At 71.0% G+C, this 24,910-nt stretch carries 20 protein-coding genes and 1 pseudogene; 6 read left to right on the top strand and 15 right to left on the bottom strand.

The features are described 5' to 3' along the window. Positions 1–33: 33 nt before the first annotated feature. Both AB0D14_RS33135 and AB0D14_RS33140 read right to left on the bottom strand, forming a co-directional pair. Positions 34–408: pseudogene (locus AB0D14_RS33135) on the bottom strand (GntR family transcriptional regulator); the annotation flags it as partial. Continuing rightward, on the bottom strand, positions 401–1,204 hold the full coding sequence (locus tag AB0D14_RS33140; RefSeq protein ID WP_362786503.1) for a hypothetical protein: 804 nt from the start codon (positions 1,202–1,204) through the stop codon (positions 401–403). The pseudogene AB0D14_RS33135 and the gene AB0D14_RS33140, both read right to left, overlap by 8 nt. A gap of 412 nt (positions 1,205–1,616) precedes the next feature. Here AB0D14_RS33140 and AB0D14_RS33145 point away from each other — a divergent pair, with 412 nt between their 5' ends. Together AB0D14_RS33145 and AB0D14_RS33150 are read left to right on the top strand one after the other, a co-directional pair. Continuing rightward, on the top strand, positions 1,617–3,677 hold the full coding sequence (locus AB0D14_RS33145) for a phosphocholine-specific phospholipase C (RefSeq protein ID WP_362786504.1): 2,061 nt from the start codon (positions 1,617–1,619) through the stop codon (positions 3,675–3,677). Positions 3,678–3,812: 135 nt separating this feature from the next. After that, on the top strand, positions 3,813–4,658 hold the full coding sequence (locus AB0D14_RS33150) for a phospholipid scramblase-related protein (protein WP_362786506.1): 846 nt from the start codon (positions 3,813–3,815) through the stop codon (positions 4,656–4,658). A gap of 66 nt (positions 4,659–4,724) precedes the next feature. Here AB0D14_RS33150 and AB0D14_RS33155 read toward each other — a convergent pair whose 3' ends face one another. Together AB0D14_RS33155 and AB0D14_RS33160 are read right to left on the bottom strand one after the other, a co-directional pair. Beyond that, complete coding sequence (locus AB0D14_RS33155) at positions 4,725–5,684, bottom strand: DMT family transporter (protein WP_362786508.1); 960 nt, start codon at positions 5,682–5,684, stop codon at positions 4,725–4,727. Continuing rightward, entirely contained in the window at positions 5,681–6,529 is an 849-nt protein-coding gene (locus AB0D14_RS33160; RefSeq protein WP_362786510.1) for a phosphatase PAP2 family protein, read from the bottom strand. Before AB0D14_RS33160 ends, AB0D14_RS33155 begins: the two co-directional genes overlap by 4 nt. Positions 6,530–6,821: 292 nt before the next feature. On the opposite strand from AB0D14_RS33160, the gene AB0D14_RS33165 reads away from it, so the two are divergent. Then, the gene (locus AB0D14_RS33165) at positions 6,822–7,445 is read left to right on the top strand and encodes a TetR/AcrR family transcriptional regulator C-terminal ligand-binding domain-containing protein (RefSeq protein ID WP_362786511.1); all 624 of its coding nucleotides are present in this window, start codon (positions 6,822–6,824) and stop codon (positions 7,443–7,445) included. 191 nt (positions 7,446–7,636) lie between these two features. Here the strand turns inward: AB0D14_RS33165 and AB0D14_RS33170 are convergent, their stop codons facing one another. Further along, a complete protein-coding gene (locus AB0D14_RS33170; RefSeq protein ID WP_362786513.1) occupies positions 7,637–8,644 on the bottom strand; it encodes a DUF2510 domain-containing protein in 1,008 nt (335 codons plus the stop codon). Positions 8,645–9,062: 418 nt separating this feature from the next. Between AB0D14_RS33170 and AB0D14_RS33175 the strand changes: the two genes are divergently transcribed. Next, a complete protein-coding gene (locus tag AB0D14_RS33175; protein ID WP_362786515.1) occupies positions 9,063–11,738 on the top strand; it encodes an AAA family ATPase in 2,676 nt (891 codons plus the stop codon). A gap of 60 nt (positions 11,739–11,798) precedes the next feature. On the opposite strand, the gene pcaD is transcribed toward AB0D14_RS33175, so the two are convergent. The 7 genes from pcaD to AB0D14_RS33210 all read right to left on the bottom strand — a co-directional run bounded on the left by pcaD (position 11,799) and on the right by AB0D14_RS33210 (position 18,410). Next, positions 11,799–12,914, bottom strand: coding sequence for a 3-oxoadipate enol-lactonase (gene pcaD / locus AB0D14_RS33180; RefSeq protein WP_362786517.1), 1,116 nt, complete (start codon positions 12,912–12,914; stop codon positions 11,799–11,801). Between the two features lie 38 nt (positions 12,915–12,952). Beyond that, positions 12,953–14,251: a 3-carboxy-cis,cis-muconate cycloisomerase gene (gene pcaB, locus AB0D14_RS33185; RefSeq protein ID WP_362786558.1), complete on the bottom strand. Its 1,299-nt coding sequence runs from the start codon at positions 14,249–14,251 to the stop codon at positions 12,953–12,955. A gap of 104 nt (positions 14,252–14,355) precedes the next feature. Further along, entirely contained in the window at positions 14,356–14,919 is a 564-nt protein-coding gene (gene pcaG / locus AB0D14_RS33190; RefSeq protein ID WP_362786518.1) for a protocatechuate 3,4-dioxygenase subunit alpha, read from the bottom strand. Between the two features lie 2 nt (positions 14,920–14,921). Further along, complete coding sequence (gene pcaH, locus AB0D14_RS33195; RefSeq protein ID WP_362786520.1) at positions 14,922–15,728, bottom strand: protocatechuate 3,4-dioxygenase subunit beta; 807 nt, start codon at positions 15,726–15,728, stop codon at positions 14,922–14,924. Between the two features lie 8 nt (positions 15,729–15,736). After that, positions 15,737–16,939, bottom strand: a complete 1,203-nt coding sequence (locus AB0D14_RS33200) for a thiolase family protein (RefSeq protein ID WP_362786522.1) — start codon at positions 16,937–16,939, stop codon at positions 15,737–15,739. Continuing rightward, positions 16,936–17,655, bottom strand: coding sequence for a CoA transferase subunit B (locus AB0D14_RS33205; RefSeq protein ID WP_362786524.1), 720 nt, complete (start codon positions 17,653–17,655; stop codon positions 16,936–16,938). Before AB0D14_RS33205 ends, AB0D14_RS33200 begins: the two co-directional genes overlap by 4 nt. Then, positions 17,655–18,410: a CoA transferase subunit A gene (locus AB0D14_RS33210; protein WP_362786526.1), complete on the bottom strand. Its 756-nt coding sequence runs from the start codon at positions 18,408–18,410 to the stop codon at positions 17,655–17,657. The genes AB0D14_RS33205 and AB0D14_RS33210 overlap by 1 nt, the downstream gene beginning before the upstream one ends. A gap of 239 nt (positions 18,411–18,649) precedes the next feature. Here AB0D14_RS33210 and AB0D14_RS33215 point away from each other — a divergent pair, with 239 nt between their 5' ends. Beyond that, positions 18,650–19,123 carry a MarR family transcriptional regulator gene (locus AB0D14_RS33215; RefSeq protein ID WP_362786527.1) on the top strand — a complete coding sequence of 158 codons (474 nt, stop codon included), beginning with the start codon at positions 18,650–18,652 and terminating at the stop codon, positions 19,121–19,123. Between the two features lie 31 nt (positions 19,124–19,154). On the opposite strand, the gene AB0D14_RS33220 is transcribed toward AB0D14_RS33215, so the two are convergent. Further along, a complete protein-coding gene (locus AB0D14_RS33220; protein ID WP_362786529.1) occupies positions 19,155–20,108 on the bottom strand; it encodes a DUF3048 domain-containing protein in 954 nt (317 codons plus the stop codon). A gap of 348 nt (positions 20,109–20,456) precedes the next feature. After that, complete coding sequence (locus AB0D14_RS33225) at positions 20,457–21,515, bottom strand: ATP-dependent DNA ligase (protein ID WP_362786531.1); 1,059 nt, start codon at positions 21,513–21,515, stop codon at positions 20,457–20,459. Between the two features lie 92 nt (positions 21,516–21,607). Between AB0D14_RS33225 and ligD the strand changes: the two genes are divergently transcribed. Next, positions 21,608–22,636, top strand: coding sequence for a non-homologous end-joining DNA ligase (ligD, locus tag AB0D14_RS33230; protein ID WP_362786532.1), 1,029 nt, complete (start codon positions 21,608–21,610; stop codon positions 22,634–22,636). Positions 22,637–22,674: 38 nt separating this feature from the next. On the opposite strand, the gene AB0D14_RS33235 is transcribed toward ligD, so the two are convergent. Next, on the bottom strand, positions 22,675–24,870 hold the full coding sequence (locus tag AB0D14_RS33235; protein WP_362786559.1) for a family 16 glycoside hydrolase: 2,196 nt from the start codon (positions 24,868–24,870) through the stop codon (positions 22,675–22,677). Between the last annotated feature and the right edge of the window lie 40 nt (positions 24,871–24,910).

The following is a 24,910-nucleotide window of genomic DNA, read 5'->3' on the forward strand; positions in this document are numbered from 1 at the left end:
GCTTCCGGCAGCGGGCGAAGAGGAAGCGTGCCCCGGGTCCAGGGCGTCACGGACGGCGGTCAGGATGTCCTCGGTGTCGGCGCCGAGTGCCCGGGCGGCCGAGGTGAAGTCCCGTGCCAAAGTGGTGAGTCGGCCGGCATCGTGCGCGTGTGGATCCGGCGGGAGCGGCGCGACCCTGGTGCCCGCGCCACGGCGGGTGCGGATCAGCTCGGCGGCCTCCAGCTCGCGGTAGGCACGGGCCACGGTGCCCGGCGCCAGACCGAGGTCGGTCGCCAGTTGGCGCACGGTCGGCAGGCGCTCACCCTCGGCCAGCCGGCTCGTGCGGATCAGTGCTGCCAACTGGGCGCGGATCTGCTCGTACGGCGGTACCTGGCTGGTGGTGTCGACGCGGACTGCGGGGTCACTCATCGTCGAAAGTCTCCTCGCCGGCTGCCTCGTCGTCGACCGCCCTGGGTGCCACCACGGTGACCAGGGACCATCCGAAGGTGAACATGCCCAGCAGGCCCAGGGGGCAGATCGCCGCGATGGTGGCAACGCCCAGCGGGCCGGCGCAGGCCTTGTCCGTGAGTGCGACGAAGATCATCAACACGACGAGCAGTACCTGGCTCGACACGAGCAGCCCCCAGGCCCCGGTGATGGCCCACGCGCGGTCACGGCGCTGCTGTTCATCGCCTGTTCCGTGGGCGATGCGGCGCAGGGCCCATACGCAGACGGGGGTTGCGACCGCGAGTGCGGCGAACATCGGGCCGCTGTAGTACAGACCGGGCCAGGGCCCCAGGGATGTGCGTATCCCTTCGCAGGTGACGTTGAGGACGCCCCCCGCTCTGTCGGGCCGGTCGACGTCGGAGGACGCCGTGACCGCGCCGATCGCCAGCAAGGTCACGAGGAGCACCGTCTGCAGAAGAAGCAAGGGCGCCATGCGGGGCGGCACTTGGTCCCGGACGAGGCGCGGGGCGAGGCTCGCGGTGCGTACCGCTTCCTGGGGTTGCAGGGCGAGGGCCTCGCCGAGGAAAACGCCGCCCACCGCGCACAGGCCGAAGCCGGTGATGGCGAACACGAGCGGCATCGTGATGTCGCCGCTGTCCATCGTGATCAGACGCTGTGCGGCCACGATGCCGATGGCCAGACCGGACCAGCGGGCGTAGTGGTCGGCGTGGTCGAGGATCCGGGACTGGAGTGAGACGGCGTCGAGCATGTCGACCATATGGAGATCCCCCCGGAGCATCTTGTATCAAGCGGTGCGTACAAGATGTCCCGACCGGAACGTTGTGTCAAATGCTCGGTACAAGGAAAAGCGTGCACCAGGGCATGCTTCTTTGGCGCTCAGCAACCCGTCGGTTCACGGAGAAGCCCGTCGGTCCACGGAGAAGAGGGGGCAGGGTCGCGGCGGCACGTGAGGGCCTCGCTCGGACGCGGCCTGCCGTGCGGCCCGCCTCCCCGGTGTGCTCCTTCAGGAAGAGGACCGGCACCTCACGTACTGCCGTCTTTCACGCAGGCGCCACGCGCCCCTTCCCTGACGTTTGTTGCTCTTGGAACACTCGCTTCGCGCACGTTCCGGCATCCGCAGGTTCGTCCGTCAGTCGCCCGTACCCGTCAGGACGAGAGGTCACCCAGTCATGACCGAAGTGAATCGGCGCCGTTTCCTGCAGCTCGCGGGCGGTACCGCGGCGTTCACCGCGCTGTCGGAGAGCATCGCCAAGGCCGCCGCCATCCCCGCCGGTTACCACCGCGGCACCATCGAGGACGTCGAGCACGTCGTCGTCCTCATGCAGGAGAACCGTTCCTTCGATCACTACTTCGGCGCGCTCCGAGGTGTCCGCGGTTTCGGCGACCCGCACCCGGTCGCGCTCGACAACGGAAAATCCGTGTGGCACCAGTCGGACGGCACCAAGGATCTGCTGCCCTTCCGTCCGGAGGCCGACGACCTCGGCATGCAGTTCCTGGAGGGTCTGCCGCACGGCTGGCCCGACGGGCACGCCGCCTACAACGGGGGCAAGTACGACAAGTGGGTCCCCGCGAAGGGTGCCACGACCATGGCGTACCTGACCCGCGAGGACATCCCGTTCCACTACGCGCTCGCCGACACCTTCACGGTCTGCGACGCGTACCACTGCTCGTTCATAGGCTCCACCGACCCGAACCGCTACTACATGTGGACGGGCTTCACCGGCAACGACGGCAAGGGCGGCGGCCCCGTCCTCGGCAACGACGAGGTCGGCTACGACTGGACGACGTACCCCGAGCGGCTGGAGAAGGCCGGGATCTCCTGGAAGATCTACCAGGACATCGGCGACGGCCTGGACGCGGCCGGTTCCTGGGGCTGGATCCAGGACGCGTACCGCGGCAACTACGGTGACAACTCGCTGCTCTACTTCAACAAGTACCGGGGCGCCAAGGCCGGCGACCCGCTCTACGACAAGGCCCGCACCGGCACCGACGCCCGCAAGGGCGAGGGCTACTTCGACCAGCTGCGCGCCGACGTCGTGGGCGGCAAGCTGCCGAAGGTCTCCTGGGTCGCGGCGCCCGAGGCGTTCTCCGAGCACTCCAACTGGCCGTCGAACTACGGCGCCTGGTACATCTCCCAGGTACTGGAAGCGCTGACCGCCGACCCCGAGGTATGGGCGAAGACGGCCCTGTTCATCACGTACGACGAGAACGACGGCTTCTTCGACCACCTCGTCCCGCCGCTGCCGCCCCGCTCCGCCGACCAGGGCAAGTCCACGGTCGATGTCGGCCCGGACCTCTTCGCGGGCAACTCGACCCAGGTCGCCGGCCCGTACGGTCTCGGCCCACGGGTGCCGATGCTCGTCGTCTCGCCCTGGAGCAAGGGCGGTTACGTCTGCTCCGAGACGCTCGACCACACCTCGATCGTCCGGTTCCTGGAGCGCCGCTTCGGTGTCGAGGAGCCGAACATCTCGCCGTGGCGCCGGGCCATCTGCGGCGACCTGACCTCCGCGTTCGACTTCTCCCGCAAGGACAGCAGGCCGGCCGGACTACCGGACACCGACGCGTACGAGCCGCCGGACAAGGAGCGGCACCCGGACTACCGGCCGACCCCTCCCGCGGACCCGAAACTGCCCCGGCAGGAGCGCGGCATCCGGCCCGCCCGCCCGCTCCGGTACGTGCCGTGGATCGACGGTTCGGCCGACGTGAAGGCCGGGAAGTTCACGCTGACCTTCGCCTCGGGGAGGAAGGCCGGCGCCTCCTTCCACGTGACCTCCGGGAACCGCACCGACGGCCCCTGGGTCTACACCACCGAGGCCGGCAAGAGCGTCTCGGACACCTGGAACTCCGCGTACTCGAACGGCTCGTACGACCTGACCGTGCACGGGCCCAACGGCTTCCTCCGCGTCTTCAAGGGCCCCGGCAGGACCGCCGGACCAGAGGTCACTGCCCGTCACGGCGGGGGCGACGGGAACAGCATCGAGCTGACCTTCACCAACAAGGGTGCCCGCACGGTGAACCTCGAACTCACCGACGGCTACGGCGGCAGGTCCAGGTCGTTCAGGGTGCGGTCCGGCGCGACCGTGCGGCACACCGTGGACCTGCGCGCCGGCAAGCGCTGGTACGACCTCACCGTCGATTCCGACGCGGACGGTTCGTTCCTGCGCCGGTTCGCCGGGCACGTCGAGAACGGCCGGGCGGGCGTCAGCGACCCGGCGATCGCCACGGCGTAGAAGGGTGTAGCGGGCGTGGGGGCGTGGGGACATGGGGGCGCGGAGGTGCGACGGGGCGCGGGAGGTGCGACGAGTCCCACCGAGACCTTTGACCGGACTGGTCATGTACCTGCGGGATCGGGGTAGTGTGCCCCGGTGACCACGCATTCGAACACACCTGCAGGCTGGTATCCGGATCCGCAGGGCGCGCCCCCGACCCTGCGGTACTGGGACGGCGCCCAGTGGACCCAGCACACCAACCAGGACCAGCAGCAGACTCCGGCCGTGCAGCAGCAGGCACAACCTGCTCAGCAGGTTCCGCAGCAGGCGGCGGATTCCGATCCGCGCGTCCAGCGGCAGGTGCAGCAGCAGGCCGGGGTCGCGGCGAACGCGGCCGGTGGCGGCAGCCTGTTCACCGAGCCGGTCCTGGTGGTGAACCAGAAGGCCAAGCTGATCGAGCTGACCAACGAGTACAAGGTCATGGACCAGCAGGGCAACCAGCTCGGCTCGGTCGTCCAGGTCGGGCAGAGCGCGCTGAAGAAGGTGCTGCGCTTCTTCGCCAGCCTCGACCAGTTCATGACGCACAAGTTCGAGATCCGTGACGCGTACGGCCAGCCGCAGCTGCTGCTGACCCGGCCCCGGAAGTTCCTGAAGTCCCGGGTGCTCGTGGCACGTCCGGACGGTTCGCCGGTCGGTGAGATCGCCCAGCAGAACATGTTCGGGAAGATCAACTTCGCGATCAAGGCCGACGGACAGCAGATCGGCGCGATCAAGGCGGAGAACTGGCGCGCCTGGAACTTCGCGATCGTCGACCACGCCGACAACGAGGTCGCCCGGATCACCAAGACCTGGGAAGGCCTCGCGAAGACGATGTTCACGACCGCGGACAACTACGTCCTGCAGATCCACTTCCAGCTGCAGGAGCCGCTGCTGAGCCTCGTGGTGGCGACGGCCCTCACCGTCGACACGGCGCTCAAGCAGGATTCACGCGGCCTGGGCTGAGGCCGGGCGCCCTTTCCTGGAGCGATTCGGAGCGCGTCAGAGCAGGCTGCAGCAGGTCGGCGCGGGTCAGAGTGGTGTGAGGTGCCCGGACGCCGGTGGCGTCGGGGCCGGCCGGCGAGGCAGCAGGGACGGCTCGTACGGGGCCGGCCGGGGCTCCAGTGCGAGGACCGCGGCCACGGGGTGCTGCTCGGACTCCACCGCCGCGGGCTCCGGTGCGGAACGCGACAGCGTCACCACGCCCCAGGCGGCGACCGCCGCTCCGGCTCCCGCGAGGAGCAGCCCCGCCGCTCCGCCCTGCAGCCGTTCGCCGAGGAGCGAGAGGCCGATCACCGCGGCGGCGATCGGATTGGCCAGCGTCACCACCGCCAGCGGCGCGCCGAGTCCGCCCCGGTAGGCGGTCTGCGACAGCAGCAGGCCGCCCGCGGCGAGGGCCGCGACCAGCACGGCCACCACGATCACCTGCCCGCTGAGCAGCGGACCCGAGCGGTCCGTCACGGCGACGGTCACGGTCTGGGTGAGCGCCGACGCGACCCCCGAGGCGAAGCCGGACGCGGACGCGTGCCGGAGCCCGGGACGCGCGCCCGGCCGGGCCAGTACGCCTATGAGGGCCGCGGCGGCGCCCGTCACGGCCAGCGCCTGCGGGACGCTCAGCACGTCGTCGGGCGCGGGTCCGGACGCCGTGACGAGCACGGCGGAGAGCCCGGCCAGTGTGAGCGCCGTACCACGCCACTCGACCGTGCTGACCCGACGCCCCGCCAGCCGCGCGCCCAGCGGCACCGCGGCGACCAGAGTGAGCGCGCCGAGCGGCTGGACGAGGGTGAGCGTCCCGTACTTGAGGGCGGCCACATGCAGCAGCGCGGCCCCCGCGTTGAGGCCGACCGACCACCACCAGGCACCGCGGCCCAGCAGGCGCAGCATTCCGGCGTCGGTGGTCCGGGAGGCCAGTCGTTCCTGCGCCACCGCTGCGGCCGCGTACGCGACGGCGGAGATCAGGGAGAGGGCGACGGCTACGAGGGTGGCGCTCATCGTCCGGCTCCCACAAGCTCGGGCGCTTCCGGCGCGACGGATACGCCCTGCCCGCCCGGATCCCGCGGTACGGGGCTGTCGGCGCCCTCGCGCTCCCGGCCGGGCTCGGCGGTGTCCGCTGTCCGGCGCGGCGGGCGCAGGACGGCGAGGGTGATGCCGAGGAGGGCGGCCGCCACGATCGCGTCGAGCCAGTAGTGGTTCGCCGTACCGACGACCACCAGCAGCGTCATCAGCGGATGCAGCAGCCACAGCGGGCGCCAGCGGGACCGGGTCGCGGCGATCAGGCCGATCGCGACCAGCAGGGCCCAGCCGAAGTGCAGCGACGGCATCGCCGCGAACTGGTTCGAGAGGGAGTCGGCCTCGGGCGAGGCGCCGTACACCGTGGGTCCGAACACCTGGCCGGTGTCCACGAGGCCCGTCGCGGCGAGCATGCGCGGCGGGGCGAGCGGGAATGTGAGATGGACCACCAGGGCGGCGGCCGTGACCACGGCGAGGACCCGTCGGGCCCACACGTAGTGCCGGGGCCGCCGCAGGTACAGCCAGACCAGGAAGGCCGCCGTGGCGGGGAAGTGGACGGTCACGTAATAGGTGTTGGCGATGTGGACGAGGGTGTCGCCGTGCAGCATCGCGGACTGTACGGAGCCTTCACCGGGCAGGTGCAGGAACCGTTCGAGGTCCCACACGCGGCGCGCGTTGTCGAAGGCCTCGGCGGTGTGGCCGGTGGCCAGCTGTCGGCCGAGCTTGTAGACGAGGAAGAGGCCCGCGACGAGCAGGACCTCACGGACCAGGGGCGGCCGCGGTGTCGCGGCGGATCCCCTCTGTGCAGGCTCGGTTGGGCGTTCCATCCCCCGGCCCCTTTGCTTGACGGTCTCAACGTGTGCTGGTGCGTGGTGAGCCCAGGAGGGGATCCACTCGACACGAGGGTGGGTCCTGTCCAAGGCTCATCGATACGACAGTGTACCGATACGAAGGCGTTCCGGTACGCCAGCGTTCCGGTACGCCAGCGTTCCGGTACGTTAGCGTTCCGGTACACTGGCGTACCGATAGGGCGTCCGCGGGACCGGGAGCCACACCGCACCGGAACATCCGCAGGCGCAGGCCCGCCGGGCACCGCCGGGACGAGCGAGGGGAAGCGTCATGACGTCGCAGGCAGCGGAGGGGCCGGAGACGGTCGCCGCCTCGCGCCGCTCCAAGATCACGGCCGAGCGTGAGCAGGAGTTCTTCGACGCCGTGCTCGACCAGGTCCGCGCGTGCGGCTATGACGCCCTGACCATGGAGGGCGTCGCCGCCAGCACCCGGTGCAGCAAGTCCACGCTCTACCGGCAGTGGAAGACGAAGCCGCAGTTCGTGGCAGCCGCCCTGCGCGCCAACCACTGCCCCAAGTTCATCGGCATCGACACCGGCTCACTCGCCGGTGACCTGCGCGCGGTCGCCCGTACGGCGGGCGAGCGGTCCGACGAGGACACCAGGCTCATGCAGGCGCTCGGACAGTCCGTGATGCTGGACGAGGAACTGAAGCGCGCGCTGCGCGACGCCCTGGTGGAGCCCGAACTCGACGCGCTGCGGGCGATGATCGGGCGCGCGGTCGAGCGGGGAGAGATCACGGCCGACCATCCGGTACTGGAGTTCCTGCCGGCGCAGTTGCTCGGCGTGCTCCGCGTCCGTCCCCTCCTGGAGGGGCGGCCCGCGGACGCCGACTACCTCCTGCGCTACGTGGAAGTGGCCCTGCTGCCCGCCCTCGGGCTGTCCGGGTCCCCTTGAGACCCAGGCCGCCGTCCATGGGATGACTGGACGGTGACCTGATCGCGCCGCACCGTGGGGACGGGGGCGGCGCGCACCCCCCGGCCGGGTGGGGTTCCTCTTGAGCGGAGAGGCGCCCCACCCGGCCGTCGTACGTCCTGCACGTGCGGCGCGTTCTATGCGTCCTGCAGGTTCGGCACGTCCTGCACGTCCTACACGTCCTGGCCGTTGCCCCCGCCGCCGGCGGACTCCTTGATGCCCTTCGTGATGTCGTCGATCACGGACTGCTTGGGCGCCGCGGACCCGACGTCGAGGCCGAAGCGCACGACGACGAGCTGCTTGGCGTTGGCCGGCGCAGGGAAGACCAGCGACTCGACGTAGCCGTCAGCACCCTTGCTCGTGACGACCTTCCAGCGGACCGCGTAGCCCTTCTGCCCGGCCACGGTGACCGCCTTGGAGGAGAGTTCGTCGTGCGAGGTGATCTTGCCGTAGCTCTTGCCGCCGTAGGACTCCTCGGCGTTCTTGGAGATGTCCTCCTTGGCGGCGGCCTCGGCGGTGGTGGCCTTCAGCTTCAGCGCGAGCGCGGGAGCGGAGTACGCGCCGCCCCGGGTGCAGGTCGCCGAGGTGTCGCCCGGGCACTTGTAGGAGTCCTTGGACGTCACCTGGGCGCCCACCTGGATGGTCTCGCCGCTCCAGTCGTCGGGCACGGGGAGGCTGATGCCGTTGACGGGGTCGGCGGCGAAGCCCTTCTCGGTCTGCCGCGGCTGCGGGACCCCGCTCTCGCCGCCGTCCTGACCGCCGGGACCGCCCTGGCCGCCGCCGTCCTGGCCACCGTCCTGTCCCTGCGGGCCCCCCGGCAGCGTCGGAGTCGGCTGGGCGTTGCCCTGCTCCACGCTGCCCGAATCGTCGTCGGCGGTCAGCGCGTACACACCGCCGCCGATGCCCGCGAGTACCGCGACGGCGACGGCGACGGCTATCGCCGTACGCACTCCGCGCCGTGGCCCGCCCGGATGCGCGCCCGCGTACGAGGCGCCCGTGTACGGGGCTTCCGAGTACGGGGCTCCCGGTGGATACGCCGGGGGACCGCCCCATGCGGCGGCCGACTCCGCGGGGCGGGTCTGGTCCGTCCATGTACTGCCGTCCCACCAGCGTTGCGTGGCGGGACCGTCACTTGTCTGCCCGGGATCGGGATACCAGCCTGGGGGAGTCGCCTGCGTCATGGGTCCACCGTATGAGGTGCGGGTGAAAACCGGATGAGAGGAGCCCGATCAAAGTCACTCGAATACCAGACGCACCGGCTGGTCCGCGCCCCGAGGCATCGGCGGAAACTGGACATCAGGCCGATCACCCGCACCGGCTCAACTCCTCTTCCCGGCAGGCCCGGTTCCGTCCCGTACCCGCTCCTCGTTCCTCCCGCCTCGCGACGACGTTGAAAGGCAGCTTCAGTTCGCGGCTGTCGGCAGTCAACAACTTTCACCCCGCCCGTGGGGGGCAGGCGCCCCGGGCCTCCCTTCCGTCCTCGCCTGTCATCCGTGACGGCAACAGGTGTCCCGACCAGGCTCCATCGCGCCTTCCGGAGGGCTAGGCTCGATGCCTGTACGCCGTTGGGGCGACCTGGCGACCTGGGGAGGTAGCGGTATGACGGAGGCAGGGCCGGGTGCGGCCGCCTCGGCACCGCTCTGGGAGCGCGACGCCGAACTCGCCGCGGTCGTGGAGGCCGTCGACGCCCTGTGCGCCGGTTCCGCCGCGGGCAGCCTGCTGGTGTTCACCGGCGAGGCGGGCATGGGCAAGACCGCGTTGCTCGCCCGGGTCCGTGCCGTCGCGGAGGGCCGCTGCACGGTGTGGTCGGCCCGTGGCGGCGAGACCATCACGTCCGTTCCGTTCAATGTCGTCCGGCAGTTGCTGCAGCCCGCGCTCGTGGCGCTGATGCCCGACGAGGCGCGCGAGTACTTCGGCGACTGGTACGACATCGCGGGCCCCGCACTCGGCATCGCCGAGCCGGGCGCGCGCCAGGCCGACCCGCAGGGCGTCTGCGACGGCCTGGTCGCCGCCGTGCGCAGGCTCGCCCGGCGGGAATGGCCGCTGGTGCTGATCATCGACGACGCCCACTGGGCCGACCAGGAGACCCTGCACTGGCTGGAGGCGTTCGCCGAGCGCCTCGACGACCTGCCCGTCCTCGTCGTGGTCGCCAAGCGCCCCGGGGACGCCACCGGCGAGAGCGCCCGCCACCTCGACGCGATCGGCGCGCTGGCCCGCCCGATGCCCCAACTGCGCGCACTGACCCCGGACGCCACGGCCGGACTCACCCGCGCCACGCTCGGCGCGCACGCCGACGCACCGTTCTGCCGCGAGGTCTGGGCGGTCACCGGCGGCAACCTCTACGACAGCGTGGAGCTCCTCGCCAAGGTCCTGGACACCGAACTCGCACCCGTCGAGGACTCGGCCGCCGAGTTACGGGCCCTGAACCGCTCGGCGCGCGGCCGCGGACTCGTCGACCGGCTGGAGGGGCTCGGCGTCGACGCCACGAAGTTCGCCTGGGCGGCCGCCATCCTCGGTACGCAGATCTCCGTGGACCTGGCCGCCGAACTGGCCGGCATGCCGCGGGAAGAGGCGGAGCGCTGCGCCGCGCGGCTGAGCGTGGCACGCATCCTCACCGAGGTCGACCGGACGCCCGACCGATCGGGCGACGGCGAGCTGGAGTTCGTCCACCCGCTCATCGCGACCGCCGTCTACCGCTCGATCCCGGACGCGCTGCGCACCGCGATGCACGGTGTGGCCGCCTCGGTCGTCACCGCTTCGGGGCTCGGCGCCGCCGCGGCCTCCCGCCACCTGCTGGAGGTCCACCCGGACGACGACCCCGAACTGGTCGAACAGATGCGGGAGGCCGCCGGTGAGCACCTCGCCGTCGGCGCCCCGGACGCGGCCCGCCGGTGTCTGGAACGCGCCCTCCTGGAACCGCCGCTTCCGGACGTCCACGCGCGCGTGCTCTACGAACTGGGCTGCGCCACGCTCCTCACCTCGCCCGCGACCACGATCACGTATCTGCGGCAGGCACTCACGGTGCACGGCCTGGAGGAGGAACTGCGGGTCGACGCGGTCTGCCGACTGTCCTCGGCGCTCGTCCACAACGACCAGCTGGAGGAGGCCGTCGCCACGGTCGACGCGGAGGCCGCCCGGTTGCAGCCCGGCCCCGCCCGGATGCGTCTGCAGGCCGTGCACTACATGTGGGAGGGCATCCACGCCGGCGAGGAGGACGCGCCGGGCCGCTCCCGCCGTCTTGCCGAGCTGGCGAAGCCGCTCACCGGCCGCGACAACTCCGAGCGGGCCCTGCTCATCCTGCGCGCCTTCGACGCCATGACCCGCGGGGAGAGCGCCGAGGAGGTCGCCGAACTCTGCGACCGCGCGCTCGTCAACGGCCGGCTCGCGCCGGGCCTCGGCTGGACCGACACCGAGTGGAGCTTCGAACTCCTCATGATGCTCGGCATCTCGTACACGTACACCGACCGGCTCGACCGCGCCGAGAGCCTTTTCACGGAGGCCCGGCGCTCGTACGAGTCGGCCGGCTGGAGCGGTGGCCACCTGGCCCTCGCGCACGCCTTCAGCGGGTACGTACTGCGCAGACGGGGCCGGCTCAAGGACGCGGAGGAGTCCCTGCGCGAAGCGCTGCGGCTCGCCGACCGGGTGGGCCGCGGACTGCCCATGCACTGGTCCGCGGCGTGCATGCTCATCGACACCCTGCTGGCCCGCGGCCATGTCGGCGCGGCCGAGGAGATCGCCGAACGGTACTCCTTCGAGCCGCCCCACCCGTCCACGATCGTCCTGCCGGACGCCCACTCGATAAGGGGCCGCCTGCTCATCGCCACCGGTCGCGTCGAGGAGGGCGTGAACGAGCTGGAGACCGCCGAGAAGGTGTCGGAGTCCCGTGGCGGGCACAACACCGTGATGGCGCCCTGGGCCGGCGACCTCGCCCGGACGCTCGCCGTCGAGGACCCGCGACGCGCCGCGGAGGTGGCCGCCGACGCCCGCGTCCAGGCCGAGCGCTTCGGCACGGACACGGCCATCGGCGAAGCTCTGCGCTGCGCCGCCGCCCTGGAGACCGGTCAGCGCAGGATCTCTCTCTACGCCCAGGCGGTCACGTACCTCGAAGCGTCACCCTGCGCCTACGAACACGCCGAGGCCCGCGTCGAGTACGGCGTCGTGTCCCGCTCCGTCACGGAGATCAACCGCGGTCTGACGCTGGCGCGTTCCTGCGGTGCGGACGGACTGGTGGCCCGGGCCCGCGAAGCGCTGGACTCGGCCGGGGCCGCCCGCTGAGACCTGGCCCCCACGCATCCGCGGCCGAAGGCAGAGACGTCTGCCCGCCCGACCGGCAGGTCACCCCGTGGCCCGGTCCTCCTCGGTGAGCACCCGCTGGGCCACGGCGAACGCCGAGTTGGCCGCCGGAACCCCGCAGTACACGGCCGTCTGCAGCAGGACCGCGCCGATCTCCTCCGGCGTGAGCCCGTTGCGGCGGGCGGCGCGGACGTGCATCGCCAGCTCGTCGTAGTGCCCGTGCGCCACGAGCGCGGTCATGGTGATCATGCTGCGTTCGCGGCGGGCCAGCGTCTCGTCCGTCCAGATCTCACCCCACGCGTACCGTGAGATGAAGTCCTGGAACCGCGCCGTGAACGCGGACTGCCGAGCCTGCGCCCGGTCCACGTGCTCGTCGCCGAGCACCTGCCGCCGCACCTCCATCCCCCGCCCGGCGTCACCGTCGAAGTGCGCGCGCAGCGCGGTGAGCACGGCCCGCGGGCACTGGGCGGGCGCGAGATGCGAGGCGCCCGGGATCTCGACGAGCGAGGCGCCCGGTACCGCGTCGGCGATCTCCCGCAGATGCGCGGGCGGGGTCGCCGGATCCTCCCGCCCGGCGACGAGCAGCGTGGGAGCGCCGATGCGTGGCAGCTGCTCACGGAGGTCGAAGGAGGCCAGCGCGTCGCAGCACGCGGCGTACGCGTCCGGGTCCGCCGTCCGGTGGTCCTCGATCAGCTCGGGGACGGTGAAACCGGGCGTGAACCAACGGGAGCCGGCGCTCTCGGCCAGCCCGGCCAGTCCCTGGTCCCGTACGAGCGCGGCCCGCTCCTCCCACGGCTTCGAGCCGTTGAAGTGCGCAGAGGAACAGATCACGGCGAGCTTCTCCACCCGGTCCGGGTGGTGGACCGCGAGATGCAGCCCCACCGCGCCGCCGAGCGAGACACCGGCGTAGGAGAACCGGTCGATGCCCAGGAAGTCGGCGAGCGCCAGGACCAGCGCGGCGAGGTCGGCGACGGTCGCCCCCGGGCCGATCAGGCCGGCGGGGGAGCCGCCGTGGCCCGGCAGGTCCCAGCGCACGACCCGGTGCGTGACGGAGAGTTCGGGCGCGACCTTGTCCCACAGGGCCGTCGATGTGCCGAGGGACGGGCCGAGGAGAAGCGGGGGAGCGGAGACGGGTCCCTCGGCGCGGTGATGCAGCAATGTGCCTTTGGGTGGGGGTGGTTGGTCGGTCCGGCTGATCAACGTCGCTCCAGGGCGCGGTCGGTGAGGGTTCCGGCTGAGCCGGTGTACCGGGTGGGATCGGTGAGGGCCGCCAGGTCGAGATCCTTCAACTCGGGCTCTCCGGCGAGGAGTTCCGCCAGGGGCCGGTCCTCGGCGACGGCCCGCTGGGCGGTCCGGGTGAGCAGCTCCTTGGCGCGGGCGCGCCCGAGCACCGGTGCCAGTTCGGCGGACAGCCGCTCGGAGACGATCAGGCCGTGTGTGAGGTCCAGGTGGGCGCGCATCGCGTCCGCGTGCACCTGGAGACCCTCGGTCAGTTCGGCCGCGTCCCGCGCCGCGCCGCCGACCAGGCGGAGCAGGTCGCGCAGGGGCTCCCACTCGGCGTGCCAGACACCGGCGGGCCGTTCGTCCTCGGCCGGCAGGCATCCGTACAGCGTGGCCGCGAGCTGCGGTGCCCGGCGGGCCGCGGCGGCGACCAGCGTGGCACGCACGGGGTTGGCCTTGTGCGGCATGGCCGAGGAGCCGCCGCCCGTGCCCTCGCTCAGCTCGCGGATCTCCGTACGGGCGAGGGTGAGCACGTCCGCGGCCGTCTTGCCGAGGGCGCCCGCGGTGAAGGCGAGGGCGCCCGCCAGGTCGGCGACCGGTGTCCTGAGGGTGTGCCAGGGCAACACCGGTGTGGAGAGGCCCAGTTCGCGGGCGTACGCCGCGACGAGAGCCCCGGTGTCCGAGGCGCCGTACGCGACGAAGGCCGCCAACGTGCCTGCGGCGCCACCGAGTTGGACCGGCAGGCCGTCCCGCACGAGCTGCACGCGGTCCCGGGCGTCCAGCACGAGCGAGCGCCAGCCTGCCGCCTTCAGACCGAAGGTGGTGGGTACGGCGTGCTGGGTGAGTGTCCGCCCCGGCATGACCGTGTCCCGATGTTCGCGCGCGAGGCGGGCCAGCGCGCGCTCCGTGCGGGCGAGGTCGGCCAGGACCAGGTCCAGTGTCCGTACCGCGACCAGCATCGTGGCCGTGTCCATGATGTCCTGGCTGGTCGCGCCCCGGTGGACGTAGGCGGAGTGCTCCGCGCCGGCCGCCGCGCTGAGATCGGCGACCAGCGGGATCACCGGATTGCCGCCGGCGCGTGCGCGCAGCGCGAGCGCGTGGACGTCGAAGCGCGCCACGTCGGCCGTCGTGTCGGCAGCGGCGGTGACCGCGTCGGCGGCCTCGGCCGGGGCGAGGCCCAGTGAGGCCTGCGCACGGGTGAGCGCCGCCTCCGCGTCGAGGAGCGCCCGCAGGAAGGCAGGGTCGCCCGTCGCGGCCTCGGCGGGGGAGCCCACTCGCCCGGGCGCGAGGAGCCCCGCGTCGGACCAGGCAGGAGAGGCGGAACCGGCCGCGCCGCCCGAACCGGCGGAATCGGCGGAATCGGCAGGGTCGACTGCTGTCACTGGAACTCCAGGAAGACCGTTTCGCCTTCGCCCTGAAGGCGGATGTCGAAACGGTACGTCCGGTTCGTCCCCTCGGCCGCGAGCAGCGTGGCGCGCCGCTCGGCCGGCAGCGAGTCGAGCAGCGGGTCCGCGCCGTCGGCGAGGTACGCGCGGGTGAAGAGGTGGTGTGTCAGCCCGCGGGCGAACACGCACACGCTGATGTACGGCAGCCCGGGGTTGCCGGGCGGCAGCGTGTGGAGCGCGTAGTGCCCGTCGGCGTCCGTGGGAACCCGCCCGTAGCCGGTGAAGTCGACGCCGTTGCGGCCCACGAAGCCGCCTGTGGAGGGGTCGCGGCGCATCGATCCCGGGGCGCCGTTCAGCGAACCGTCGGGAGCGGCCTGCCAGAAGTCGAGCAGGGCGTCGGGGATCGGCGTGCCCGCGCCGTCGGACACGTACCCGTGCAGGCTGATCGCGTCCGGATGGCCCTGAGGAGCGACGCGGTCGCCGTCGGGAAAGGGGAGCGCGTGCCCGTAGAACGGGCCGATGGTGTGGGACGGGGTGGGGAGCAGTCGCTCGGCCATGGTCAACGGCCTTCCTCGATCCAGGTGGCGGAGGGACCGTCGAGGACGATGTCCCATGCGTAGCCCATCGAGAACCCGGGCTTCGACAGGTCGTGGTCGTACGTGGCGACCAGCCGGCTCCGGGCCGCCTCGTCCGTCACGGACCGCAGGATGGGGTCGTACCGGAACAGCGGGTCGCTCGGGAAGTACATCTGCGTCACGAGCCGCTGGGTGAACGCCGTGCCGAAGACCGAGAAGTGGATGTGCGCGGGCCGCCACGCGTTGGTGTGGTTGCCCCACGGGTAGGGGCCCGGCTTGATCGTGGTGAACGAGTACCGGCCCTGATTGTCCGTCAGGGTCCGTCCCACACCGGTGAAGTGGGGGTCGAGCGGCGCCGGGTGCTGCTCGCGCAGATGGGCGTACCGGCCGGCGGCGTTGGCCTGCCAGATCTCGACGAGCTGGCCGCGTACGGGACGGCCGTCGCGGTCGAGCAGCCGGCCCGAGACGGTCATCCGCTCGCCGATCGGCTCGCCCCGGTGCTGGAGGGTCAGGTCGCTGTCGTGGTCGGTGATGTCGGTGACGCCGAACACCGGCCCCGACAGCTCGACGGTCTCCGGGTCGCCGCCGCTCACGGCGACCAGCGGCTGTTTCGGGTGGCGCAGCAGGGAGCTGCGGTACGGGGCGTAGTCGCGCCGCGGGTGGTTGAGGACCGGGGCGCCGCCGGCGACCGCCTTGTCGTACGCGTCCTGGACATCCTCGATCTCGATGTCCACGTCCGGCTGGGTGAGCGTCCGTGTGGGGGACTGGGCAGGGGGCTGGGGGAGAGCCATGAGAGTTCCTAACGCTCCAGTACGAGGGCGAGGCCCTGGCCGACGCCGATGCAGAGGGTGGCGACGCCGACGCCCGATCCCTTGCGGGCGAGCTGGTGTGCGACGGTTCCGGCGAGGCGGGCTCCGGAGGCGCCGAGCGGGTGGCCCAGGGCGATGGCCCCGCCCTGCGGGTTGAGGACGGCCTGGTCGAACTCGGGCCACTCGGCGACACAGCCCAGGACCTGGGCGGCGAAGGCTTCGTTCAGTTCGAGAGTTGACAGGTCGTCGAACGACTTGCCCGCCTTGGCGAGTGCGCGGTTGACGGCCTCGACGGGTGCGAGGCCGAAGTAGTCCGGGTCGAGTGCGGAGACACCGGACGCGGACACCCGGGCGAGGGGCTCGCGGCCGGTGGCGGCGAGGCCTTCCTCGTCGACCAGGAGCAGGGCCGCTGCGCCGTCGTTGAGGGGGGAGGCGTTGCCCGCGGTGACCGTCCCGCCCTCGGTGCGGAACGACGGCTTGAGCCTGGCCATCGCGGCGAGGGAGGCGTCGGCGCGTACGCATTCGTCGGCGCCGAAGGACAGCGGTTCGCCCTTGCGCTGCGGAAGGGACACCGGGGCGATCTCTGCGTCGAACAGGCCCGCGGACCGGGCGGCGGCGGCCTTGCCGTGGCTGGCGAGGGCGTACTCGTCCTGCTGCTCGCGGGTGATCTTGTGCTTGTCGGCGATGAGCTCGGCCGACTCGCCGAGCGGGACGGTCCACTGCGGGTCCATCCTCGGGTTGACCATGCGCCAGCCGAGGGTCGTGGAGTACAGCTCGGTGTGCCCGGCCGGGAAGGGCCTGTCGTTCTTCGGCAGGACGTAGGGGGCGCGCGTCATCGACTCGACACCGCCGGCGAGGGCGATCGAGGCGTCGCCGAGTGCGATGGCACGGGCGGCCTGGATGACGGCCTCAAGCCCGGAGGCGCACAGCCGGTTGACGCTCACACCCGGTACGGAGGTGGGCAGACCGGCGAGCAGGGCGGCCATGCGGGCGACGTTGCGGTTCTCCTCGCCGGCGCCGTTCGCGTTGCCGAAGTAGACGTCGTCGATCCGGGACGGGTCCAGCTCCGGGGTACGGGCCAGGAGTTCACGCAGGGCGTGGGCGGCCAGGTCGTCCGGACGGACGGCGGCGAGGCTTCCGCCGTACTTGCCGAACGGGGTACGGACGGCGTCGACGATGTAGACGTCCTTCACGACTGGGTCTCCTCGGTGAGTTCCTCAGTGAGTTCGCCGGGCAGTTCCCCGGTGAGTTCCCCGGTTGCTTCCGAGGTGAGCTCTTCGGCGATACGGACCTTCGCGGCGGTCTTCGCCACGATCTCCTCGACCGTGACGCCTGGCGCCGTCTCGACGAGTACCAGGGCGTCGGCGGTGACGTCCAGGACGCCGAGGTCGGTGATGACGCGGTCGACACAGGCCTTGCCGGTCAGCGGCAGCGTGCACTCGTCGAGGACCTTCGGTGAACCGTCCTTGGCGGTGTGGGTCATCACGACGATGACGGTACGGGCCCCGTGCACCAGGTCCATGGCCCCGCCGATCCCGGTGATCATCTTGCCGGGAACGGCCCAGTTCGCCAGGTCCCCGCCCGCGGAGACCTGCATCGCGCCGAGGACGGCGACGTCGATGTGCCCGCCGCGGATCATCGAGAAGGACAGCGCGGAGTCGAAGTAGGAGGCGCCGGGCAGGACGGTGACGGTCTCCTTGCCCGCGTTGATCAGGTCCGGGTCGACCTGGTCCTCGGTCGGGTAGGGGCCGGTGCCCAGGATGCCGTTCTCGGACTCCAGGATCACCTCCACGTCCGGCGGGAGGTAGTTGGGGATCAGCGTCGGCAGCCCGATGCCGAGATTGACGTACTGGCCGTCCCGCAGTTCGCGCGCGGCCCGCGCGGCCATCTGTTCACGCGTCCAGGCCATCAGCTGCTCACCGTCCGCTGTTCGATCTTCTTGTCGGCCGCCTGCTCCGGCGTGAGCGCGACGACCCGCTGCACGAAGATGCCCGGCAGATGCACCGCGTCCGGATCGATCTCGCCGGGTTCGACGAGCTCCTCCACCTCCGCGACGGTCACCCGTCCGGCCATCGCGGCAAGGGGGTTGAAGTTGCGGGAGGACTTGTTGAAGACGAGGTTCCCGTGCCGGTCGCCCTTCACGGCCCGCACCAGGGCGAAGTCGGTGCGGATGCCGTGTTCCAGCACGTACGGGGTGCCGTCGAAGTCCCGTACCTCTTTGGGCGGGGAGGCCAGCGCGACGCCGCCGTTTCCGTCGTAGCGCCAGGGCAGGCCGCCGTCGGCGACCTGTGTGCCCACTCCGGCCGGTGTGTAGAACGCGGGGATGCCTGCGCCGCCGGCCCGCAACCGCTCGGCCAGGGTGCCCTGCGGGATCATCTCGACCTCCAGCTCGCCGCCCAGGTACTGCCGCGCGAACTCCTTGTTCGCCCCGATGTACGAGCCGGTGACGCGGGCGATGCGGCCCGCCGCCAGGAGGACCGCGAGACCGGACTCCATCGCCCCGCAGTTGTTGGACACCACGCCCAGACCGGTGACGCCGCGCTCGTAGAGTGCCTGGATCGTCACGTTCGGCACACCGCTGAGGCCGAAGCCGCCGACGGCGAGTGTCGCGCCGTCGGGTATGTCGGCCACAGCCTCGGCGGCTGTGGAGACCACCTTGTCCATCTGCGAAGCCCCATCTCTCCCGAGCGTCCCGCAGCCCCGATGAGGTGCAGCCCCGAGTGGTTGCAGCCCCAATTAGTCAGGGCACTGAGTATTTCTGCGAGGTTTCGAACACGCTGCCATTCCGGCCGCGAAGCGTCAAGACCTCCACTGAAATGCCAGCTCAGAGAGTCCGTACGGAAATGGGACGGAGGGTGCGGCTGCCCGGTATTGTTCAGTGCACCAACGAACAAGGAGCGCTCATGGCCGCGGTGGATCTCTCCGCCCACCCCGGGCACCTTGCCCGGCGACTGCAGCAGGCGCACTACCTGCTGTGGAACACGATGGTCTCCGAGGAGATCACCTCGCCCCAGTTCGCGGTCCTGAACACGCTCGTCGCCGAGTCCGGTCTCGACCAGCGCACGGTCGGGGAGCGGGTGGGCCTCGACCGGTCGACCATCGCCGAGGTCATCAGCCGGCTCGGCCGGCGCGGACTGCTGGACAAGGTCCGCGACCCCCAGGACGGCCGCCGCTTCATACTGCGCCTCACGGACGACGGCCTGCGGGTACACCGCAGGCTGACGGTGCGGACGGCCCGGATGAACCAGGTCTTCCTGGCTCCGCTCTCCGGCGAGGAACAGGCCCTCTTCTTCGACCTCATCCAGCGCGTCTCGGACGCGGCGGAGGGGCTCCGCAATCCCGGGAATCCGGGGGAGCCCCTCGTCGGCCGACGGTGAGCGGCAGGTGTCGGACACGATCCGGCGAGGTTCACGCCCTCGCGAACACCACCCACACCTGGCCCTCGGCGAAGTTCATCGGTGTGCCGTCCGGCGCCGTGAACTCCGTGCCGTCCGCGGGCGTGGCGCGTTTCCAGGCCGCGTCGAAGGCCTTGCCGTCGCGCAGCACCTTCGCGGTGCCCGAGCCCACGGTCTCCGTGTAGGGCGTGTTGCTGCCGAGATAGTCGTGGTACTTGGACTCGCGGATCTTCACGTACTGCACGACGACCGTCGAGGCGGCCACCCGTTCCCCGCCGGCCGTCGCCGTCGGAGCGCCGTCCATCGACACCAGCCAGTGCTTCCGCTTCCCCGACCAGTCGAAGGTGAAGCGGGTCGCCGGGAAGCGGACCGTACGCGTGTTCTCGGCCGTCCCTCCCGCGGGGGCGGCACCGTACCGGAAGCCCGTCGTCAGTGCGTCGGCCCCCGGCGCGGAGGCCAGCAGCCGCTTGGGGCGCAGATAGAGGTTGTGCGGCGGGGACTTGTCCGAGCTCCGGTAGTACGCGGTCGGCTGCTTCTCCGGCAGGGCGGCCTGCAGCGGCGCCTTGTCGAACAGCGGTAGCAGTTTCTTCTGGGTTCCGGAGAAGGCGAGAGTCGGCTTGTGGAACTGGCGCAGCAGCTCCAGGTCCGACTCTCGTGCGCTGCGCACCGGGCCGACGGCGTCCGGCAGCCGGGTCGCGTACACCGCCATCAGCCGGCTGAGGCCACCCTCCACCTGCTCGGCGTAGACGAGGTCGGCGGCGTCCAGGCCCGTCTGCGGCCGGGCGCCGGGTACGTTGTCGATCTTCACGGCGAGCGGGGAGGCGGCGCGGGGCGCCGGGTTCGCCGGAGTGCTGTTGCCGTCGGTGCGGGGTGGCATGTCTCCGCGTCCGTCGTCGAGTGGTTCGCCGCTCGTGCAGGCCGTCGCCACGGCACCCATGAGCAGGGTGGCCAGCAGTGTTGTCGTCATGGCGGAGCGTCGTGCACGTCCCGTCCGTCTCATGCCTACCGTGCTCACCATGCCCCGTTTCGTTGTTTGTCTGTTTATCGGTTAAATGAGTACGTACCCAAAGAGCCAAGATCGAAGGCGTGCACAGGTCCGAGCGTGTCACGGGCGCGGGGCGGGAAACTGTGGCGGTTCGGCAGGCGGAGTCGCGGTACGACGTGCCCGCCGGACGTGGCTCGGACCCCAACCAGCTTGCCCGGTAAGGGCGTTGAGGGGGGAGTGTGAGCCGGGACGGTAGCCGGCCGATGGGCCGGGCCGGCGTCGAAGGCGACGCTCGCGTGTTCGCCCGGAAGGGGTAGGGCGGAGGGCCGTTCAGCCCTGCGGTCCCAGGACGTCCGCCAGGTCGTAACCGACCGGCTCGTCCAGCTGGGCGTACGTGCAGCTCTCCGGCGTACGGTCGGGACGCCAGCGGCGGAAGCGCGCCATGTGCCGGAAGCGCTCACCGTTCTCCATGTGCTCGTACGCCACCTCGCACACCAGCTCCGGCCGCAGCGGAATCCAGGACATGTCCTTCGTGCCCGACCAGCGGCTGGGCGCGCCCGGCAGACGCGCCGTCTCCTCGGCCCATGCCGCCCACGGGTGCCCGGCGGCCGACTCCATGCGCAGCGGCGCCAGCTCCGCGATCAGTTCCTCGCGCCGCTTCGTCGTGAAGGCCGCGCAGACCCCCACGTGCTGCAACGTGCCCCCGGCGTCGTGCAGACCGAGCAGCAGCGAACCGACGACGGGCCCGCTCTTGTGGAGCCGGTAGCCCGCCACCACCACGTCCGCCGTCCGCTCGTGCTTGATCTTGAACATCTGGCGCTCGTCCTGCCGGTAGCGCAGGGTGAGCGGCTTGGCGACCACCCCGTCGAGTCCGGCGCCCTCGTACTGATCGAACCACCGCCGCGCCACCTCGATGTCCGTGGTCGCCGGCGCCACATGGACCGGAGGCGTGCTGTCGCACAGCGCTCTCTCCAGCAGGGCCCGCCGGTCGGCAAGGGAAACGTCCAGCAGTGACTCGTCGGCCAGCGCGAGCAGGTCGAACGCCACGAACGACGCCGGGTTCCGCTCGGAGAGGGTCTTCACGCGAGTGGCCGCCGGGTGGATGCGCTCGCTGAGGGCGTCGAAGTCCAGCCTTCCGCCGTGCGCGATCACGATCTCGCCGTCCAGCACACAGCGCTCGGGCAGCCGCTCCCGCAGTGCCCGCACCAGTTCGGGAAAGTACCTGACCAGCGACTTCGTGGTGCGGCTTGCGATCTCGATCTCGTCCCCGTCACGGAAGACGATCGCCCGGAACCCGTCCCACTTCGCCTCGTAGTGCATGTCCGGCGGAATCCTCGCCACGGACTTGGCGAGCATGGGTTTCACAGGCGGCATCACCGGCAGATCCATGTTCCGATTCTGTATGAGTCAAGATGCATTCGCCTGGTATGCGGCTTGAACCGGATATGCGAGGTGTGCGCGGTACGCCTACCGTGGCTCGCATGGCAGACGCGGTGGAGCTGGAGGCGGCGGGCCGGACGGTACGGCTGTCCAGTCCGGACAAGGTCTTCTTCCCGGAGCGTGGCTTCACGAAGCTGGACCTCGCCCGGTACTACCTCGCGGTCGGCCCCGGCATCCTGCGCGCACTGCGCAACCGGCCCACGACCCTGGAACGCCACCCGGACGGGGTCGGCGGTGAGTCCTTCTTCCAGAAGCGGGCACCGAAGAACATGCCCGACTGGATCCCCACCGCGCACATCGCCTTCCCCAGCGGCCGCAGCGCCGACGAGATGTGCCCCACCGAGGTCGCCGCCGTCCTGTGGGCAGCCCAGTTCGGCACGCTGACCTTCCACCCCTGGCCCGTGCGCCGCGACGACGTCGACCGGCCCGACGAACTGCGCATCGACCTAGACCCGCAACCGGGCACCGACTACGCCGACGCGGTGCGCGCCGCCCATGAGCTGCGCGAGGTGCTCCACGAGTACGGGGATCTGCGCGGCTTTCCCAAGACCTCCGGCGGCCGCGGTCTGCACGTCTTCGTGCCGATCGAGCCGCGCTGGACGTTCACCCAGGTCCGCCGGGCCGCGATCGCCGTCGGACGTGAGCTGGAGCGCCGGATGCCGGACGAGGTGACCACGGCCTGGTGGAAGGAGGAGCGCGGCGAGAAGATCTTCGTCGACTACAACCAGACGGCCCGCGACCGCACCATCGCCTCCGCCTACTCCGTACGCCCCCGTCCGCACGCCCCGGTGTCGGCGCCCCTCACCTGGGACGAGGTCGGCGAGGCCGTACCCCAGGACTTCGACCTGGCCACCATGCCCGCGCGCTTCGCCGAACTCGGCGACGTGCACGCGGTCATGGACGACCACGCCTTCTCCCTCGAAGCCCTGCTCGAACTCGCGAGCCGCGACGAACACGATCACGGACTCGGCGATCTGCCGTACCCGCCCGAGTACCCGAAGATGCCGGGCGAGCCGAAGCGCGTACAGCCGAGCAGGGCCAAGAAGGACAGCGGACCTGCACCTGCCTGAGAGCTACGGCCGCCCGACGACCGCAGCTCCCCTGCTCCTTACAGCTCCTTGATCCGGACGTCGCGGTACGACACCACGTCCGTCGTGCTGTGTACCTGGAGCCCGACGTAGCCGGAGGAGAACCGCCGGCCGTCCGTGCCCGGGTCGTCCGAGCGCGGCGGGGTGAAGTCCTGACCACCGGTGTTGTCGAACTCGTTGATCAGCACGCCGTTGCGGTAGACCGAGTAGTGCTGGTCCACCACGCGGATCTCGTAGTCGTTCCAGGTGCCCTTCTGGGTGACACCGGCACCGGCCAGGCCCACCCGGTCGAAGCCGTAGACCGAACCGGTCTTGTACATGTCGCCGGTGGGGCTGTCGAACTCCTGTATCTCGTGCCCGTACTTGATGGCGACCCACTCGGGCCGTGACTCCTCCGGATGGTTGTGGACCTGCGGGAACCGCACGAACACACCGGAGTTGGCGTTGCCTGTCCCCGGAGCGTCGTCCCGCCACTGGAGCTTCAGCGAGAAGTCGCCGTACTTGCGCTCGGGGAACCACAGCATGCCGAGCCCGTCCTTCGAGGTGCCCGACGTCATGGAGCCGTCGCCGTTCAGCCCGAACGAACCGCCGCCCACGTGCTCCCACTTCTCGAAGGACTTCTGCGTACCGTCGAGGATCGTCCGGTACCCCTCGGTCTGGCCGGGATCACCGATGCGCGACTCGTCGGCCGCCTCGTTGATCAGGTCGTACTCGCGCTGGACGACGACACCTTCCTTGAGGAGGGTGTTCAGGACCGTCTTCACGTGCTTGAGGAACAGCGCGTGGGACGTCCACTCCTTCTCGTCCTCGATCAACTCGTTGATGCGGCACCGGCTGTTGGTGATCCGGTTCGGCACGCCCGTGTCGACCGTACCGACGATGACCGTCAACCGTTCGTCGTACTCGGCGCAGTTGGGCGCCGGCACACCGCCGCCCGGGGCGATCGTGAAGCTCACCGTCCGGGCGTCCGAGGTGTTGCCCGCCTTGTCACGAGCGCGGTACACCACCGTGTGCGCGCCCACGCGGTCGACCACCACGGGCACGGTGTACGCGAGGTACGGGCCGCTGTCGAGCGAGTACTCGATCGCGGCCACCCCCGAACCGCCGTGCGCGTCCGTCGCGGTCACCGTCACCTTGGCGTTGTTGATGTACGCCCCGGCCGAGTTCTTCGTGCCCTCGACGCTCACGCCGGTCACCGGGGGAGTCTTGTCCTCGACGGGCGGCGCGACGACGGTGAACGACACGGACTTCTCGGCGGCCGCGTTGCCCGCCTTGTCCGTCGCCCGGAACCGCACCTTGTGCGCGCCCACCTCGTGGACCATCACTGGAGCCGTGTACGGCTGCCAGGCGCCGGAGTCACCGATCGCGTACTCGATGGTGTTGACGCCGGAGCCGGTGTCGGAGGCCGTCACCGTGACGGTCGCCATGGAGACGTACTCCCCTTGCGGGTTCTGCTCGCCGCTCACCGCGGCCGACGTGTCCGGTGGCGTCTTGTCGTCCGTCGACGGGGCCACCACCGAGAACTCCTCCGCCTTCTCCGCGGACGTGTTCCCTGCCTTGTCGAGGGCCCGGTAGCGGACCTTCTGGGCGCCTACCTGATCGACCACCACAGGTGTGGTGTACGGCTGCCAGGCACCCGCGTCACCGATCGCGTACTCGATCCGCTCCACGCCCGAACCGGCGTCCGTCGCGCTGAGCGCCACGGTCGCCGAACCGACGTACGCGCCGTCCGCGTTCTTCGTACCGGTCACCTGCGCGGCGGTCTCCGGCGCCGTCGTGTCCTCGCCGGTGCCCTCGGTGACCACGAGGATGCCCTGCATCTGGCCGTGGCCGGGAATGGTGCAGAAGTAGCGGTACCGGCCGGGTGTGAGGGTCACCTCCGCCGTGTACTTGCCGCCCTGGTCGTCGTTCGGGTTGGCCAGGATGTTCAGCGGGACGTCGTTCTGGTACTCCGGGTCGGACACGTCGAACGTCAACGTGTGCGGCATCCCCATCGTGTTGCCGGTCGCCTTGCTGTTCTCGAAGACGATCGTCGTCGGGCCCGCGACCGCCGTGGTGGGCGCGGACGCGTACTTGGTGATGTCGTCGCCGGCCGTCCAGGTGAGCGTCTGCGCGGCGGCAGCCGCCTTGGACGGGGTGTTGTCGGTCTGGCCGGACGCCGAGGTGGACGCGAGTCCCAGCACCATCAGCAGCGACGCCAGCAGCGCCGTCCACAGCCGTCCAGTTCTTCGCCTTCGGATGCTTCGACCGCTTCGG

The sequence above is a fragment of the Streptomyces sp. NPDC048484 genome (assembly GCF_040651415.1).
Taxonomy (GTDB): Bacteria; Actinomycetota; Actinomycetes; order Streptomycetales; family Streptomycetaceae; genus Streptomyces.

What these genes read in the sequence shown, in the direction of transcription:
- AB0D14_RS33140 (WP_362786503.1), bottom strand. Translation starts at nt 1,204, where the DNA reads ATGGTCGACATGCTCGACGCCGTCTCACTCCAGTCCCGGATCCTCGAC.
- AB0D14_RS33145 (WP_362786504.1), top strand. Translation starts at nt 1,617, where the DNA reads ATGACCGAAGTGAATCGGCGCCGTTTCCTGCAGCTCGCGGGCGGTACC.
- AB0D14_RS33155 (WP_362786508.1), bottom strand. Translation starts at nt 5,684, where the DNA reads ATGAGCGCCACCCTCGTAGCCGTCGCCCTCTCCCTGATCTCCGCCGTC.
- AB0D14_RS33160 (WP_362786510.1), bottom strand. Translation starts at nt 6,529, where the DNA reads ATGGAACGCCCAACCGAGCCTGCACAGAGGGGATCCGCCGCGACACCG.
- AB0D14_RS33165 (WP_362786511.1), top strand. Translation starts at nt 6,822, where the DNA reads ATGACGTCGCAGGCAGCGGAGGGGCCGGAGACGGTCGCCGCCTCGCGC.
- AB0D14_RS33170 (WP_362786513.1), bottom strand. Translation starts at nt 8,644, where the DNA reads ATGACGCAGGCGACTCCCCCAGGCTGGTATCCCGATCCCGGGCAGACA.
- AB0D14_RS33175 (WP_362786515.1), top strand. Translation starts at nt 9,063, where the DNA reads ATGACGGAGGCAGGGCCGGGTGCGGCCGCCTCGGCACCGCTCTGGGAG.
- pcaG (WP_362786518.1), bottom strand. Translation starts at nt 14,919, where the DNA reads ATGGCCGAGCGACTGCTCCCCACCCCGTCCCACACCATCGGCCCGTTC.
- pcaH (WP_362786520.1), bottom strand. Translation starts at nt 15,728, where the DNA reads ATGGCTCTCCCCCAGCCCCCTGCCCAGTCCCCCACACGGACGCTCACC.
- AB0D14_RS33205 (WP_362786524.1), bottom strand. Translation starts at nt 17,655, where the DNA reads ATGGCCTGGACGCGTGAACAGATGGCCGCGCGGGCCGCGCGCGAACTG.
- AB0D14_RS33210 (WP_362786526.1), bottom strand. Translation starts at nt 18,410, where the DNA reads ATGGACAAGGTGGTCTCCACAGCCGCCGAGGCTGTGGCCGACATACCC.
- AB0D14_RS33215 (WP_362786527.1), top strand. Translation starts at nt 18,650, where the DNA reads ATGGCCGCGGTGGATCTCTCCGCCCACCCCGGGCACCTTGCCCGGCGA.
- AB0D14_RS33220 (WP_362786529.1), bottom strand. Translation starts at nt 20,108, where the DNA reads ATGACGACAACACTGCTGGCCACCCTGCTCATGGGTGCCGTGGCGACG.
- AB0D14_RS33225 (WP_362786531.1), bottom strand. Translation starts at nt 21,515, where the DNA reads ATGGATCTGCCGGTGATGCCGCCTGTGAAACCCATGCTCGCCAAGTCC.
- ligD (WP_362786532.1), top strand. Translation starts at nt 21,608, where the DNA reads ATGGCAGACGCGGTGGAGCTGGAGGCGGCGGGCCGGACGGTACGGCTG.